Source organism: Chryseobacterium soli, assembly GCF_000737705.1.
Classification (GTDB): domain Bacteria; phylum Bacteroidota; class Bacteroidia; order Flavobacteriales; family Weeksellaceae; genus Chryseobacterium; species Chryseobacterium soli.
The window spans coordinates 392,281-405,832 of record NZ_JPRH01000004.1; the positions used below are offsets into that span (position 1 = coordinate 392,281).

The following is a 13,552-nucleotide window of genomic DNA, read 5'->3' on the forward strand; positions in this document are numbered from 1 at the left end:
AATTTTATTTTAAAACATTCAGGATTTTCTGCAGTTCCGCACCTCCGCTTCCCTGATAGTTATTAATGATGATTGAAAAAACATATTTCTTACCGTCTTTTGCAGTATGATACCCTGCAAATGATTTGGTATCACGCATGGTTCCGCTCTTCATTTTCATGCCGTTATCCTGAGTGGGAAAACCGTCATAATAGGATTCGAACCAGGGTTGTTTTTTCGCGTACAGCAACGCCTGAACTTCTGCTTTTGCAGCAACGTAATTCTGCGGGGAAAGTCCGCTTCCGTCTGCAAAATTAATCATATTCGCATTAATTCCTTTTGACTTCCAGAATTCTTTAAGATAAGCCACACCGCTTTTAAAGTTCGAATTTCCTCTTTTTTCTTTTCCTAAAGTTTTAATGAGCGTTTCTCCATAAAAATTGATGCTCTTTCTTAGAAACCAGTACACGATTTTATCTAACGTCGGCGACTGGTAGGTAAGGATCATATTATTTTTAGGGGCCATTAAGGGCTGTTTTCCATCGATTTCAAGCTGAGAATTGGTGATTACTTTCCCCGAAAATTCAATTCCCGATTCTTTCAACCATTGTTTCACTTCTACGCCAAGCTGTAAAGGCGGATTGGGTGTAGAACCTGAAACCGTAACCGTTTTTCCGGCCGGCAGCGTTCCATTGATTACCGCAACATCGGAATGAGGCGCCGTAAAAATCAAGCTTTGGTCTGAACTTCCGCCTGTTTTTAAGTCGTTCAGCCACTTTACACCTTCCAGAGGATAGGAAAAACTTTTAAAATCCGTTCCATTAATGTTGATGTCAAACTGATTCTCTCTCCAGTTAATTCCCCAAACTCCTGCGCCATAATAATTTCCGAGATCATCCCAAGGCCATCCTCCCGGAGTCGTCTGATGGTCAAAATAAGAATCATCAATGATCAGATCACCTGAAATTTTTGCAATCCCCGATTTTTTAACGGCTTCTATTAATTTATTTTTAAAATTTTCGGGTTTGTATCCTTCATACCGCCAGCTGCCCAATGTAGGGTCTCCATTGGAAGAAACGAAAAGGTTTCCGTTTAAAGTACCTCCGGAAATCGTTCCGGAATACCCTGAAGTTGTGGTATAGGTATAATTTTTTCCCAACGCCTCCAATGCCGCTCCTGCCGTAAATATTTTCTGTGTAGATGCTGTGGAAAGACCTTTATTTCCCTGGTAGTCATACATTACATTTCCATTTTCATCGGAAACATAAAAAGATAAACCGGAGGCTACAGCCGACGAAGAATCCATGAGATCCTTGGTCACTTTATCCAGTTTTTGGGTGATATTCTGAGCATAAAACAGCTGTGCTGAAAGCGTAAGAACAGCAATCGTTTTTTTCATTGCATTGTTGTTTATCAAATATAATTAAAATAAGGCTTTAGTTAGTACAATTCACTTCCCGACTCTATTTCATAAGGTTCTTTTCCTTTTTCGAAGATTCTGGTCAGCTCACTTCCTTCCACGGTAATGGCATCGCCTTTTCTTCTGATCCAGTTCCCTTCCCGAAGCCCAACTACTTTAAGATCATTCTGGGTTAAGAATTCCAAAATTCTGGTTTCTCTTGTTTCTCCATTATGCTTTAATTCAGGATTAGGATCTAAATAATGAGGATTAAGATTAAAAGGAACCAATCCCATGCAGTCAAAACTTGGCGGATAAACAATCGGCATATCATTCGTTGTTTTCATATTCTGACCTCCGATATTACTTCCTGCACTGCATCCCAGATATGGTTTTCCAACTTCCACATTCTGTTTCAAGGCTTGCATTAAACCTTCTTCATGCAGCGTTTTAACGAGTAAGAACGTATTCCCACCGCCTGTAAAATAGCCCTTGGCCTGATCTAAAGCTTCGGATTTATTTTCAAATTCGTGAAGTCCTCTTATTTTAATATGGATGGTTTCAAAAAAAGAACGTGCTTTGGCTGTATACTCGTCATGAGAAATACCGCCGGGTCTTGCAAAAGGAATGAAAATAATTTCATCAACACCTTCATACAACTTGATTAATTCTTCTTTTAAATATTCTAAATAGGCTCCACCAAAAAGTGTGGAAGTTGAGGCTAATATGATATTCATACCGGGAAATTATATTAATTATTAAAAAAATAGTTGAATGACAAAGATAACTTAAACGCGAATGAATCAAAAATTAAGCTAAAAAAAAACCTATACCCGTTAATATTTTCTAAAAAACCTTAAAGCTTCTAAAATTTATGCTTTTCTGGAATTATTATTGAATTTTAGTACTTAGAAATTTTAAAAAAGTAAGATTATGAAAATGACTAAAATTAATATCAAGACTCTGTTTTTAGGTTTATTCCTTGTAGGAAGTGCAACTTTCATACAGGCACAAACAACTCAGACAGATACCGCAAATAGTACAGCCGCTACCACTCAGGCAGCTCAAACAGCAACTAATCCTACTATTGAAGGACTTAAAAAACAAATTGAAGCCAATCCAAAAGATACGGAATCATTAGCAAAACTGGCTAACGCTTATCAGGAGGCTTCTGATTGGACAAATGCAGTAGCTACATGGAAAAAAATCTCCGTATTGTTACCTGATTGGGCTCCATCATATTACAGCCAGGCGTATGCATATCAATCTGCTAAAGATGATGTGAATGCAAAAATGGCTTATGAGAAATATATTGCTACCGTAAAACCGGAAGAAGTGGAACAGAATAAGAAAAATCTGGCCTACGCTTACTTCTATATCGCGTTTGCAGAGCAGCAAAGCGATCCTGCTAAAGCCAAAGAGCACATTGCTAAGTCGATACAGTATGATCCTACCAACCAGGATGCTGTGAAACTGAGTAAAGCTTTAAATTCATAGTTAAAAATAAAATCCGGAAAATTTTCCGGATTTTATTTTTTATAATATTAAATGATCTTAAAATATTTATTTTTGATTAATCCTTTTACCGAAAAAGTCTGTTTCTCCCTGCAGATGTCTGATGATTTTTTCAATGTTCCTCTGGATCCCTTCTTCTGTTTTTAAATTGTTGATATAACGGATGAGTTCCAGCTTTCTTGAGGGAATAAGGTTTTCAAAATTCTGTAAGGTAACGGGATTTTCTCTGATCGCTTTATCTAATTGAGGATGGATAGAAATTGTTCTGTCCGAATCATCAAATTCAACAGAAACTTCGATAAGTTCGCCTATTCTTTTGGGAGAATTATTTAACATGGTTGTATTGATGTACAATCGCCATTCGCCTAAGTATTTCATTAGGTTTTGCTTAAATTCTTTACCATTTACAGTTCCTTTTACCGGAATCGGGCTTTTATTTTTCTTCGAAGCTTCAAAAACTTTACCTAAAATATCCTCAGGAATGAATACAAAAGGATTGATCCCGATGATCTCGAGCTGAGTTGTAAAGTGATTTTCCATTGAATTTCCTAGTTAACTTTTACATTTGAAATACGTGATAAACAAAATTAAAAATTTCTCACTCAAAAAAGGAATGTTTATCTTTGTAAAAATAAATCTGTAAAACAAATGAAATTTTTTATTGACACAGCCAATTTAGAGCAAATTAAAGAAGCAAAGGATCTTGGAATTTTAGATGGGGTAACCACTAATCCTTCATTAATGGCAAAAGAAGGTATTCAGGGAGCTGAGGCGATCAAAAACCATTATAAAGCAATTTGTGAAATCGTAGACGGAGATATTTCTGCTGAAGTACTTTCTACGACGTACGAAGAAATGATCAAAGAAGGTGATGAACTGGCTGCGATCCATCCTAATATTGTGGTAAAGATCCCAATGATCAAAGACGGTATTAAAGCGTTAAAATATTTTTCTGATAAGGGAATCAGAACGAACTGTACATTAATTTTCTCTGTAGGACAGGCTCTTTTAGCAGCTAAAGCAGGTGCTACGTATGTGTCTCCATTCTTGGGAAGATTAGATGATATCTCTACAGACGGACTTCACCTGATCGAGGAGATCAGATTAGTGTTCGACAATTATATGTATGAAACAGAAATCCTGGCGGCTTCTATCCGTCATTCTATGCATATCATTGACTGTGCAAAAATCGGTGCTGATGTAATCACTTCACCGCTTCCTCCGATCTTGAGTTTATTAAAGCATCCTTTAACAGACAGCGGATTGGCTCAGTTTATTGCAGATTCTCAGAAATTAGCATAATAACTTACTGTCATTTCAGATATAAAAATCCCGAAACTTTTGTTTCGGGATTTTCGTTTATTGTAATAAATCCAGCTCCAGAATATTATTGTCTTTGGCATTGGCTGCTTTGGCATTTTTCTCCCGCTCTCTTATGACCTCACTAATATCCAGCGGTTTTCCGCTTTCATTCACCAGCATTATCTTATTACTCCCCGAAGCCATTTCCTTAAGCCCTTTGGCAGGATCATTCCGGCTCTCCAGAAACTGTTTTTTATACTTTTCAGGGGTTACATTAATGAACTGCTTAGAATTCTTTTTTTCACTTTCACTTTGCCACTCCTTATTCTTGGACAGTTTTTTGGTTTCTTTTAATGTAAAACTGTGAGATTGTGTCTGATCTTCGATTTTTATAATTAGGCCCGGAAGTCCATGGAATTTGTAAGGTCCATCCTGAATAGGAATATCCGGAGCAAACCAGGCGATCCATTTTCTTCCTGAAAAATCCAAGGTTGCTTTTTGCACTTCGATATCACCTATTTTTGCTTTATCAGATACTATTTTCCAGTTTTGTACTCTACCGTCCGAGACTTTATACTGATCCATATCCAGACTTCCATAAAAAACTGTATTATAATCCGGATACGACTTTTCAATGACAAACGGAACAAAATCAAAATTGATTCCGCTGAAATTGCGGCCTCCAATTTTTATTCTTTCTTCACGCAGGGAATCAGAAACATACTTTTCATGGCTGTAAAATTTTGATCCTTTAGGAGCAGTATCTAAAAACATCAGTTCAGATTTTGTCTCGTCTCTGGCTGTAGAATCTTTTACAAATTTATATTCATAAACAAAACGCTGATTTTGTGCATAGCTGCCCATACTCAAAATTGCGGCAAAAACTATTATCATTTTCTTCATTCGTTTTTTTTACTAAAATATATTTTTTAATTTTCTTCTGCAATATCCTTTACTACTTTACAGGGATTTCCGATGGCTACTACTCCATCCGGTATATCTTTAGTAACAATACTTCCTGCCCCTATGACGGTATTACTTCCGATAGAAACGCCGGGCAGTACCACTACGTTGCCACCGAGCCAAACGTTGTCTCCTACCGTGATTGGACGGGCATATTCCAAACCTTCGTTTCTCTGTTTTGCATCCAGCGGATGTCCGGCGGTATAAAAACTGCAGTTGGGACCGATAAAAACGTTATCACCAAATTTTACAGTTGCACAGTCTAAAATCACAAGATTATGGTTGGCATAAAAATTTTCTCCAACCTCGATATTATAGCCGTAGTCGCACCAGAAGGAAGGTTCTATACAGATGTTTTCTTCTGTCTTTCCGATGATCTTTTTAAGCAGTGTATTTCTGTTTTGACTATCCGAATTTTTAAGCTGATTATATTCTCCGCAAAGATCTTTACAGGCTATACGTTCATTCAGCAGCTCTTTGTCATAATTGGCATCATATAAAAGTCCTGCAGCACATTTTTCTTTTTCTGTCATACTATTTAGGATTAAAGCTCTAAAATTAAGACAATAAAAAGAAAAACAGGATGGTCATTAATAACCATCCTGCTCTCTATTAAAAAATTATGTAATGTAATTTAATTTACCAAGTCCGGTTCTATCGGATTATTATTCTTAGCTAAAGATTCTTTGGTACGCTTTTCCATCTCTCTGAAAACCTGATTGGGATCTGACATTTCTTTTCCGTCTGCAGTTTTTACTTTAAAAGTAACTTTTGAAGTGTCTGTATTTCTCATCATCATTTCTCTTATGTTCTTGGTAGGATCGTTTACATAGGCTTTCCAGGCTTTTTTAAACTGATCTTTCGTGACTTCAATTTCTTTTCCTCCAAAACCTATTATTCTTATTCCTTCGGGAAGCTGAGTTTCCTGATCTGTCATTACCGGAGACTGAATGGTTTTATTTCCTACCAGTGTCATGATGTGTGAGCCTGTAGCATCTTCAATTTTCACGATCAGGCCGGGAAGTCCATAAAACTTATACGGTCCGTCCTGAAAAGGAATATCTGAAGCAAACCATGCCGTCCATTCTCTGCCGCCATAGCTCGTTGTAGCTTTTTGAGCATTGTATTCGCCGATTTTCTGTTTATCCGGAAGAATTTTCCATTCCGGTTTTTTATCTTCCTTCACTTTGTACTGATCAGTAGAAATACTTTTGAAAAGATAGGTTTTAAAATCCGGATAGTCTTTCGTCACTTTGTAGGAAACCTGCCCCGGCTTTTCTCTTTTATTTACATTCAGGTTGCCGCTTCCTGATTTTAACTGTCTTTCCAGATCCGCTTTTCCGATAGAATCAGAAACAAATTTGTCATGACTGTAATAGCTGGAACCATTTTTATTGATATCCAGAAACATTATTTCTTTTTTCACATCCTCTTTGTTGTTGGAATCCGGGATGTATTTGTATTCATAGAAAAATCTGTTAGTCTGTGCATGGGCAACTACGCTCAACAGTAAAAAAAGTAAAATATTTTTTTTCATAGTTTTATTTCATGTGATTTATGGAAAAAATAAGCTTTGTCAATAGAAATTCACAAAGCTTACTATTTCTTTATTTTTTAGTCTGGATTCTGATTTCTCCTTTTTTGGAATTCCCATCTTCCTGTTTATTGATATTAATACTGGAAACATTATTCATATTTAAGGCATTCAGTTCGTCTTTGGTCACTTGTTTGCCATCCACATAAATTTTAGTATCATCATCGCCGTTAAATTTAAAATTCTTAACGCCATTCATGGTAATATTCCCATTGCCATCTTTTTTTATAAAATCTGCGTGCATGAACATCGTGTTTTGATCTTTTCCGGATGGTGCTTTTATAGAGCTGTTATAGACGTAAACACTATTTGCTTTAGTATCTCTCATTATTATTCTTGCTTCTTTTCTTGCCTGTTGACCTGCTATTCTCGCCTGCTCGCCTGCAATCCGTGCTATTTCACCTTCTTTTCTTGCTTTTTCAGCTTCAATTTTGCCTCTAGCTCCCGCTATTCTTGCTTGTTCTGCTGCTATTCTGGCATTTACTCCTTCCAATCTTGCAATTTCACTTCTTTTGATAGCTTTTTCTGCTTCTTTCCGTGCTTCTTTTTCAGTTTCAGGGCTCCAGTTTTGATACGAGTAATCCTTTGTTTTATATATTCTGATCTTTGGAGCTTTTGGTGCGTTGGGAGCTTTAGGTGGTGCCGGAGGGTTTTCCGGAAATTCTATATTAAATTCCGGGATTTCTGGGATTTCCGGGATCTCAATGTTTAAATCTTTAAGCTCATTCATATTATCCTTCCATTCATCGGATTTGAAAAAATCATTCATTTTCTTCATATCCATTGCCTCTCCTTTGTATATCATCCTGAAATCATTGGAACTGGCAATCTTTCCGATCTCTGCAGACAAAGTTCCTATTTCGTCTACATTTTTTTTAAATTCTTCACTGTCAGGGTTTAATTTTTTTAAAGCATTGCTTTTTTCCTCAATTTTCTTTCCAAGGTCTGCAATTTTTTCCTGGCTGTTTGATTTCTCACCTGTTGCAGGCTGTATAGCATTATCGATTGATCCAGGTTTCAATGTGTCTCTTTTAATCTTTGAAACCGCTTCTTTAATGGCTGTATTCGTGTCTTTAATCTCTTTATTTTTCGCATTGACCATGTAGGCAAAAGCTATTGAAAATAAAACCGGCAATGCAAAAATTCTTCGCGCATACCCGAATTTGGTTTTAGGTTTTTGTAACATTTTGAGTCGTTTTTTTAGATTTGAACTTAGAAACGGACTGGTGGCAGGCAACTTTGTTCCGGAAAAGTGACTTGCTAAAAGCATCTGCGCAAATGCTTTGGTGTCCGATTGTTTAACGGCTTTTTTATCAGCCAGATATTCGTGGATTAAATTAATTTCTTTTTTGATGATATGAAAGAAAGGATTGAACCAGAAAACAGCGGTAACAATTTCAATAAAGATCTTATCGAAGGAGTGTTTCTGTTCAATATGGACCATTTCGTGCTGTAAGATCTGCTTTCCTATATCCGAGTTCAATACAATTGAATTCTTCCAGAAAAGGTTTTTAAAATATGAAAACGGCGCTTCAGTTAAGTTGGTCTGGTAAAAATTGATCCCATCAAAACTTTCTTTTTGAAATTGGCTCTTAAGCTGGCGGATTCTGAAGATTCCGTAGGTTAATTTTCCTATAAAATAGAGAGAAACCAATCCCAAAGCTGAAAAAATAATTCTAAAATAAGTGTGGTCATTGCTTATGTTTTGAGTTGTGTTAAAATTTTGCAATTTATCAATCAGCATATACACCTCATTATTTACCTCTATCGTAAAATCATCAACATGAATGAGTGGCAGCAGCAACGGTATCAGCATTGCCGACAGCAGATAAAATCTGTTATAATGATGAAATGTCTTGTCTTTTAAAGACAACTGGTAATACAAAAACATTACACCGGAACATAATATTACTTTTCCAAAGTAAAAAAGTGCTGCTTCCATAGCTAGTCTTTATTTTTGAGTTCGTTTAATAGCATTTCAAGATCTTCAACGGTCATTTCATTTTTTTCGACTAAAAAAGAAACCGCACTTTTATAAGATCCTTTAAAATAATTTTTCACCAGGCTTTTCATCGTTTTTCCTGAATACTGTTCTTTTGAAACCAGTGGAAAATATTCGTGCTGTCTTCCATAGACATTATAGTCTACGAATTCTTTATCCTTCAATACTTTCAAAATAGTAGAAACGGTGTTGGTATGAGGTTTAGGCTCAGGGAAAAGATCAAGAACGTCTTTTAGAAATCCTTTTTCCAGTTTCCATAAATACTGCATCACCTGCTCTTCTGCTTTGGTTAAAGTCTGAATTTTCATATCATTTTCATTTTAATTGTGATGTAAAATTGTCACTCAATTCCATATCACTAATAAATTAGTTATACAAATGTAGAAATAAAAATGATTCAAACAACTATTTTTTTAGTGATAGAAAATAAATCAAATTAAGTTACTGATAATCAGCCTAATAAATTTAATTAAAATATATTAAATTATCAACATACTGAATTTATCACCTCAATAATCGACAGAGAAATACATGATTAGACTTTAAATTCTTAAAACTTGTTAATTTTTATTAAATAAAATTAAAATGAATATGTTTAAACTGAGAAAATATATTTATTTTAGTGCTTTAAAAATTTCTCATGAAAAGATATAATTTACTGATTGTACTATTACTACTTATTTTTAACGTTACGACTGCCCAAAAGAAAGGTTCTCCTGCAGCAGATTTCAGCTCGGTAAAAGAAACCAAAACTAAAATTGAAAATACGGTTCCTTTGGTGATCCAACACCTTCAGGCTATTGCAACAAAAGAAGGCGACAATAATATCCTTACCAACGGAAAAAAGGCTTTAGGAAAAGAGTATGGGATTTTAGAATCTGAATGGCGTTTATACAGAATCAATATGAACAACTGTATCCTTAACAATTCTTCCAAAAAAGCTAAAAAGTGCATGGAATACCATACGCTATATCTTCGAAATACCTTAATCAACTACAACAACTACATCACCAACCTTACCAGAAAGAACGGATATTTAGGAGTTGAAGGCGATACGAAATTTGATTTTAAACCCGCTGAATTAGCTACTAAGCTAAGTGAGGCTTATTTTAATGGCAATGATGCTGCCGGCAGAATGAAAGGAAACCAGAAGAAAGAATTTTTGGGACAGACTTTAGCTGACGATTATAAGCTGAGACCTTACGCTGAAATGGCTCAATAATATATGATCCCGCTTTGAAGCGGGATTTTTTTTTATATGATTTATTTTTTTCCGAAATAATAACAGTTTCCATCTGTTTGAATTAATAAGATAAACATAAGATCATACATTTAATCTTTTTATATTTACCGAAATCAATCCCATGTTCATTTTCAATAAAAATAAAATTTTATTTTTTGCCGCTTTATTCATAACGTATATCCACTCTTATAGCCAAAACACTCAGAAAAGAAAGAATCTGGATCATCTATTTCAGCAAGCCCAACAATCCAAAGCTTTTAACGGAAATGTTCTGGTTGCTCAACATGGAAAAATACTGTACGAGAAAGCCTTAGGACGTGCGGATGCAAGCGGCACTATATCTTTAAACAATACATATCGATTTCATATTGGTTCTATTGCTAAAGAATTTAATGCCGTTGGAATTATGATTCTTAAGGAACAGGGGAAATTAAAACTTGATGATCCCGTTTCTAAATTCCTGCCGGAGCTTCCTACCTGGGCCAAAACTATTAAAATCATCCACTTACTTCAATATACAAGCGGACTTCCTCAAATCAAATGGAATGAAGTGAAGCAGGATTCTGACAATATGCAGGCTTTACAAAAAACAGAATCTCTTGATTTTGAACCGGGGACAAGGTATGATTACAACAACAATAATGTATTCCTACAGAGAAGGATTATAGAAAAGATTACCAACATGTCTTTTAATTCTTTTGTAGCACAAAAAATACTCGAACCTCTCGGAATAAAAAACGCACTCATAGATCCTGATGAAAAAGAAAAACTCTTTGCAAAATCATATAATAATAAAGGAAAACAGGATCCGATCGTCTATAATATTTCCGGCTGGACCGCATTAAATATAAGAGATTTTTATACGTGGTCTGAAGCCATTAATTCATTCAAAATCATTAATACTGAATCAACACTAGAGCTGTTCAAGCCTTTTTCCCAGGGAAACCAAACAGGTCTTGGGGAAGGAGCGATTCAACAGGGGAAAGTTATCAGGCATATTCACGACGGAGCTGCTTTTAATTATCAAGCATTACTTGTGAGCACGCCTGATTACACCATTATTTTAGTGACCAATAATAAACAGAATAATGTAGAGGAAATAAGCAACTCAATACAGTCGATACTTGCAGGAAAACCGTTTAAGGAAATTGAAAGGCCAACTCATTGATTGCAATCATTCAATTTCAATATATAAAATGCGGCAAATATTAATATTTCAGGTTGGCACATAAGTTTTGCATTAGACTTTATTGCCTACTCATTTCTGCTGTCATTCTGAATGTAACAAAGTGAAATGAAGAATCTAATCATGAACGAGATTCCTCCTTCGTCGGAATGACAATAGACGTAAAATTGTTTATAAAAACCATATTTCACTACTCATTACACATTTTTAAGGATTATAAATTTCCATACTTATAATTAGAAAAATATTTGTACCATTGTCTCCAGTTACAGAGAGTTTTCAATTTTAATTAATAATCATTAAAAAATGAAATTTCATATTACATTATTTATTTCAATTTTCCCTTTATTAATTTTTGCGCAGAATTATAGATTTACTTACGAATACAAATTTAAACCGCAAAAAGAAAAAATGGATTCTGTGATTACTGATTACATGAATTTAGATACTGATGGAAAGAAATCTCTTTTTTTTAATGATTCTAAGCATAAAATGGATTCAGTGTACGCTACTTCAAAAAACCTAAATGAATTAACTCAATACAAAAATTATAATCAAAATGTAAGCTATACCATATTTAAAGATTATAGTATTCCTAAAATAAACTTCTATTCAAAAAAATTTAATCTTGATATTCTGATAGAGGAAAAAGAATTACCAAAATGGAATTTAATAGATGAGTTTTCTGTAATCAATACGTTCAAATGTCAAAAGGCTTATACAAAATACAAGGGTAGAGAATGGTATGCATGGTTTACAAAAGACATTCCTATCAATGATGGCCCTTATAAATTTATTGGTCTGCCTGGTTTAATAATAAGAGTTAGCGATAAAGAAGAAAGTCATACATTTGATTTAGTTCAGGTTATTCATATAAAAGATCCTTTTTTAGAGGTGCCTAAAAAAGTAAGGCTCATGACTCAAACACAATTTGATGAATTAGCGAAAAAAAATATTAACCATAAAACCGATGTTGCATTTACCAACGTAACTAACAAAACGGTTACCGTAGGCTTAAACGATGGGAATATGATGAATTTATCCAATAATACCAGTAATGTAGATCAGGCTATCATAGATAAATTTAGGAAATCTAATAATCCTATTGAGCTGAAGTCATCCGAGTAAAAACCATCTTGTATTTTTAATATCTGTTCTCGAACTTTTTCCAATTACCTTATCCCCTTTATGTTCCTTCAAAAATTAATCAATGTCATTGATTTTAAAAAACGGCATAAAAAAATCGGTATAACAAATTGCTATACCGACAGTCTTACTTAACTTAGTAGCGGGAACCGGACTCGAACCGATGACCTTCGGGTTATGAGCCCGACGAGCTACCTACTGCTCCATCCCGCGGTGTATCTTTAGAGTGCTTACCGAAAGCACTAACTTAGTAGCGGGAACCGGACTCGAACCGATGACCTTCGGGTTATGAGCCCGACGAGCTACCTACTGCTCCATCCCGCGTTATTGGACTGCAAATGTACGAATTTTTTATGAAAATCCTAATTTTTCTTTTAAATAAAGGACTTTTATAAAAACTATCTTATTATTTGTATCTTTGTTTTATGGCAAAGATATTAAAAATTTACCCCAATAATCCTCAGGAAAATCTTATTAATGAGGTAATTAAAACATTGAACAATGGTGGGCTGATTATCTATCCTTCGGATACGATATATGCCTTAGGCTGTAATATTTTTGATATTAAAGCCATGGAAAAACTGGCTCAGATTAAGAAAACCAAGCTTGATAAAGCAAAATTTTCTATTATCTGTAACGATTTAAGCCATCTTTCCGATTTTACAAGACCTATCGATACTTCTGTGTTCAGGTTTTTGAAAAGTCATCTGCCGGGACCTTTTACTTTTATTCTGGATGCCAACAAGAGTGTTCCATTGGCGTATAAAAACCATAAAACAATCGGTATCCGTGTACCCGACCATCCGATTCCACAGCTTATTGTTGAAAAACTGGGCCATCCGATCGCGTCAACCTCCATCAGAGACGACGACGAAATCATTGAATATTCTACCGATCCGGAACTGATTGCAGAAAAATACGATCATCTGGTAGATATTGTGATTGATTCAGGGTATGGCGACAACGTAGCTTCAACTATTGTAGACCTGACTTCCGGCGAACCGGAAATTATCAGACAAGGAAAAGGAATAGTTTAAGGTTGTAATGGTTGAAAATTATCAACCTTAAGGTATGAATTGTAATCTATGAGTCTTAACGGGAAATATTCTTTAGGAATTCTGCTCACTTTCGTGCTTCTTGCCGTCGTGATGATGTATACCTTTCCTTTGATTGGTTTTATTACAGGAATAAGATCACTGACAGCAGTTAGTTTTTTTTTCACA

General features: G+C 35.1%; 15 protein-coding genes and 2 tRNA genes. 6 read left to right on the top strand and 11 right to left on the bottom strand.

Annotated elements, in window-relative coordinates; translation table 11 throughout:
* Positions 1-4 precede the first annotated feature (4 nt).
* Both dacB and pepE read right to left on the bottom strand, forming a co-directional pair.
* Positions 5-1,378: a D-alanyl-D-alanine carboxypeptidase/D-alanyl-D-alanine endopeptidase gene (dacB, locus tag IW15_RS12120; RefSeq protein WP_034711554.1), complete on the bottom strand. Its 1,374-nt coding sequence runs from the start codon at positions 1,376-1,378 to the stop codon at positions 5-7.
* 41 nt (positions 1,379-1,419) lie between these two features.
* A complete protein-coding gene (pepE, locus tag IW15_RS12125) occupies positions 1,420-2,115 on the bottom strand; it encodes a dipeptidase PepE (protein ID WP_034711555.1) in 696 nt (231 codons plus the stop codon).
* Between the two features lie 196 nt (positions 2,116-2,311).
* Between pepE and IW15_RS12130 the strand changes: the two genes are divergently transcribed.
* The gene (locus IW15_RS12130) at positions 2,312-2,875 is read left to right on the top strand and encodes a tetratricopeptide repeat protein (protein ID WP_034711556.1); all 564 of its coding nucleotides are present in this window, start codon (positions 2,312-2,314) and stop codon (positions 2,873-2,875) included.
* 66 nt (positions 2,876-2,941) lie between these two features.
* Here IW15_RS12130 and IW15_RS12135 read toward each other — a convergent pair whose 3' ends face one another.
* Complete coding sequence (locus tag IW15_RS12135) at positions 2,942-3,433, bottom strand: YdeI/OmpD-associated family protein (protein WP_034711557.1); 492 nt, start codon at positions 3,431-3,433, stop codon at positions 2,942-2,944.
* Between the two features lie 108 nt (positions 3,434-3,541).
* On the opposite strand from IW15_RS12135, the gene fsa reads away from it, so the two are divergent.
* Positions 3,542-4,195, top strand: a complete 654-nt coding sequence (gene fsa / locus IW15_RS12140) for a fructose-6-phosphate aldolase (protein WP_034711558.1) — start codon at positions 3,542-3,544, stop codon at positions 4,193-4,195.
* A gap of 57 nt (positions 4,196-4,252) precedes the next feature.
* Here fsa and IW15_RS12145 read toward each other — a convergent pair whose 3' ends face one another.
* From IW15_RS12145 to IW15_RS12165, 5 genes are all read right to left on the bottom strand, one after another.
* Positions 4,253-5,098, bottom strand: coding sequence for a GLPGLI family protein (locus IW15_RS12145; protein WP_034711559.1), 846 nt, complete (start codon positions 5,096-5,098; stop codon positions 4,253-4,255).
* 26 nt (positions 5,099-5,124) lie between these two features.
* Entirely contained in the window at positions 5,125-5,691 is a 567-nt protein-coding gene (locus IW15_RS12150) for a sugar O-acetyltransferase (protein ID WP_034711560.1), read from the bottom strand.
* A 101-nt stretch (positions 5,692-5,792) separates the two neighbouring features.
* Positions 5,793-6,695, bottom strand: coding sequence for a GLPGLI family protein (locus tag IW15_RS12155; RefSeq protein WP_034711562.1), 903 nt, complete (start codon positions 6,693-6,695; stop codon positions 5,793-5,795).
* A gap of 70 nt (positions 6,696-6,765) precedes the next feature.
* Positions 6,766-8,694, bottom strand: a complete 1,929-nt coding sequence (locus tag IW15_RS12160) for a M56 family metallopeptidase (protein WP_034711563.1) — start codon at positions 8,692-8,694, stop codon at positions 6,766-6,768.
* A 2-nt stretch (positions 8,695-8,696) separates the two neighbouring features.
* The gene (locus IW15_RS12165) at positions 8,697-9,062 is read right to left on the bottom strand and encodes a BlaI/MecI/CopY family transcriptional regulator (RefSeq protein ID WP_034711565.1); all 366 of its coding nucleotides are present in this window, start codon (positions 9,060-9,062) and stop codon (positions 8,697-8,699) included.
* 332 nt (positions 9,063-9,394) lie between these two features.
* Between IW15_RS12165 and IW15_RS12170 the strand changes: the two genes are divergently transcribed.
* The 3 genes from IW15_RS12170 (at position 9,395) to IW15_RS12180 (ending at position 12,311) form a co-directional block, all read left to right on the top strand.
* Complete coding sequence (locus IW15_RS12170; protein ID WP_034711566.1) at positions 9,395-9,976, top strand: hypothetical protein; 582 nt, start codon at positions 9,395-9,397, stop codon at positions 9,974-9,976.
* A 142-nt stretch (positions 9,977-10,118) separates the two neighbouring features.
* Positions 10,119-11,165 (top strand): serine hydrolase domain-containing protein, encoded by a 1,047-nt coding sequence (locus IW15_RS12175; RefSeq protein WP_051881983.1) that lies wholly within the window; start codon positions 10,119-10,121, stop codon positions 11,163-11,165.
* Between the two features lie 324 nt (positions 11,166-11,489).
* The gene (locus IW15_RS12180; protein WP_051881986.1) at positions 11,490-12,311 is read left to right on the top strand and encodes a GLPGLI family protein; all 822 of its coding nucleotides are present in this window, start codon (positions 11,490-11,492) and stop codon (positions 12,309-12,311) included.
* 158 nt (positions 12,312-12,469) lie between these two features.
* On the opposite strand, the gene IW15_RS12185 is transcribed toward IW15_RS12180, so the two are convergent.
* Both IW15_RS12185 and IW15_RS12190 read right to left on the bottom strand, forming a co-directional pair.
* Positions 12,470-12,542: transfer RNA gene (locus IW15_RS12185), tRNA-Met, on the bottom strand.
* A 38-nt stretch (positions 12,543-12,580) separates the two neighbouring features.
* Positions 12,581-12,653, bottom strand: a tRNA-Met gene (locus tag IW15_RS12190).
* Positions 12,654-12,754: 101 nt separating this feature from the next.
* On the opposite strand from IW15_RS12190, the gene IW15_RS12195 reads away from it, so the two are divergent.
* Positions 12,755-13,366 (top strand): L-threonylcarbamoyladenylate synthase, encoded by a 612-nt coding sequence (locus IW15_RS12195; protein ID WP_034711568.1) that lies wholly within the window; start codon positions 12,755-12,757, stop codon positions 13,364-13,366.
* Here the strand turns inward: IW15_RS12195 and IW15_RS22785 are convergent.
* On the bottom strand, positions 13,363-13,551 hold the full coding sequence (locus IW15_RS22785) for a hypothetical protein (protein ID WP_165585187.1): 189 nt from the start codon (positions 13,549-13,551) through the stop codon (positions 13,363-13,365). The two genes, IW15_RS12195 and IW15_RS22785, sit on opposite strands and share 4 nt — an antisense overlap.
* Between the last annotated feature and the right edge of the window lies 1 nt (position 13,552).

Excerpts from the sequence above, each read along its gene's own strand:
- IW15_RS12145 (WP_034711559.1), bottom strand. The coding sequence starts at position 5,098 with ATGAAGAAAATGATAATAGTTTTTGCCGCAATTTTGAGTATGGGCAGC.
- IW15_RS12135 (WP_034711557.1), bottom strand. The coding sequence starts at position 3,433 with ATGGAAAATCACTTTACAACTCAGCTCGAGATCATCGGGATCAATCCT.
- IW15_RS12180 (WP_051881986.1), top strand. The coding sequence starts at position 11,490 with ATGAAATTTCATATTACATTATTTATTTCAATTTTCCCTTTATTAATT.
- IW15_RS12160 (WP_034711563.1), bottom strand. The coding sequence starts at position 8,694 with ATGGAAGCAGCACTTTTTTACTTTGGAAAAGTAATATTATGTTCCGGT.
- IW15_RS12155 (WP_034711562.1), bottom strand. The coding sequence starts at position 6,695 with ATGAAAAAAAATATTTTACTTTTTTTACTGTTGAGCGTAGTTGCCCAT.
- IW15_RS12175 (WP_051881983.1), top strand. The coding sequence starts at position 10,119 with ATGTTCATTTTCAATAAAAATAAAATTTTATTTTTTGCCGCTTTATTC.
- IW15_RS12150 (WP_034711560.1), bottom strand. The coding sequence starts at position 5,691 with ATGACAGAAAAAGAAAAATGTGCTGCAGGACTTTTATATGATGCCAAT.
- pepE (WP_034711555.1), bottom strand. The coding sequence starts at position 2,115 with ATGAATATCATATTAGCCTCAACTTCCACACTTTTTGGTGGAGCCTAT.
- IW15_RS12195 (WP_034711568.1), top strand. The coding sequence starts at position 12,755 with ATGGCAAAGATATTAAAAATTTACCCCAATAATCCTCAGGAAAATCTT.
- dacB (WP_034711554.1), bottom strand. The coding sequence starts at position 1,378 with ATGAAAAAAACGATTGCTGTTCTTACGCTTTCAGCACAGCTGTTTTAT.
- IW15_RS12130 (WP_034711556.1), top strand. The coding sequence starts at position 2,312 with ATGAAAATGACTAAAATTAATATCAAGACTCTGTTTTTAGGTTTATTC.
- fsa (WP_034711558.1), top strand. The coding sequence starts at position 3,542 with ATGAAATTTTTTATTGACACAGCCAATTTAGAGCAAATTAAAGAAGCA.
- IW15_RS12170 (WP_034711566.1), top strand. The coding sequence starts at position 9,395 with ATGAAAAGATATAATTTACTGATTGTACTATTACTACTTATTTTTAAC.
- IW15_RS12165 (WP_034711565.1), bottom strand. The coding sequence starts at position 9,062 with ATGAAAATTCAGACTTTAACCAAAGCAGAAGAGCAGGTGATGCAGTAT.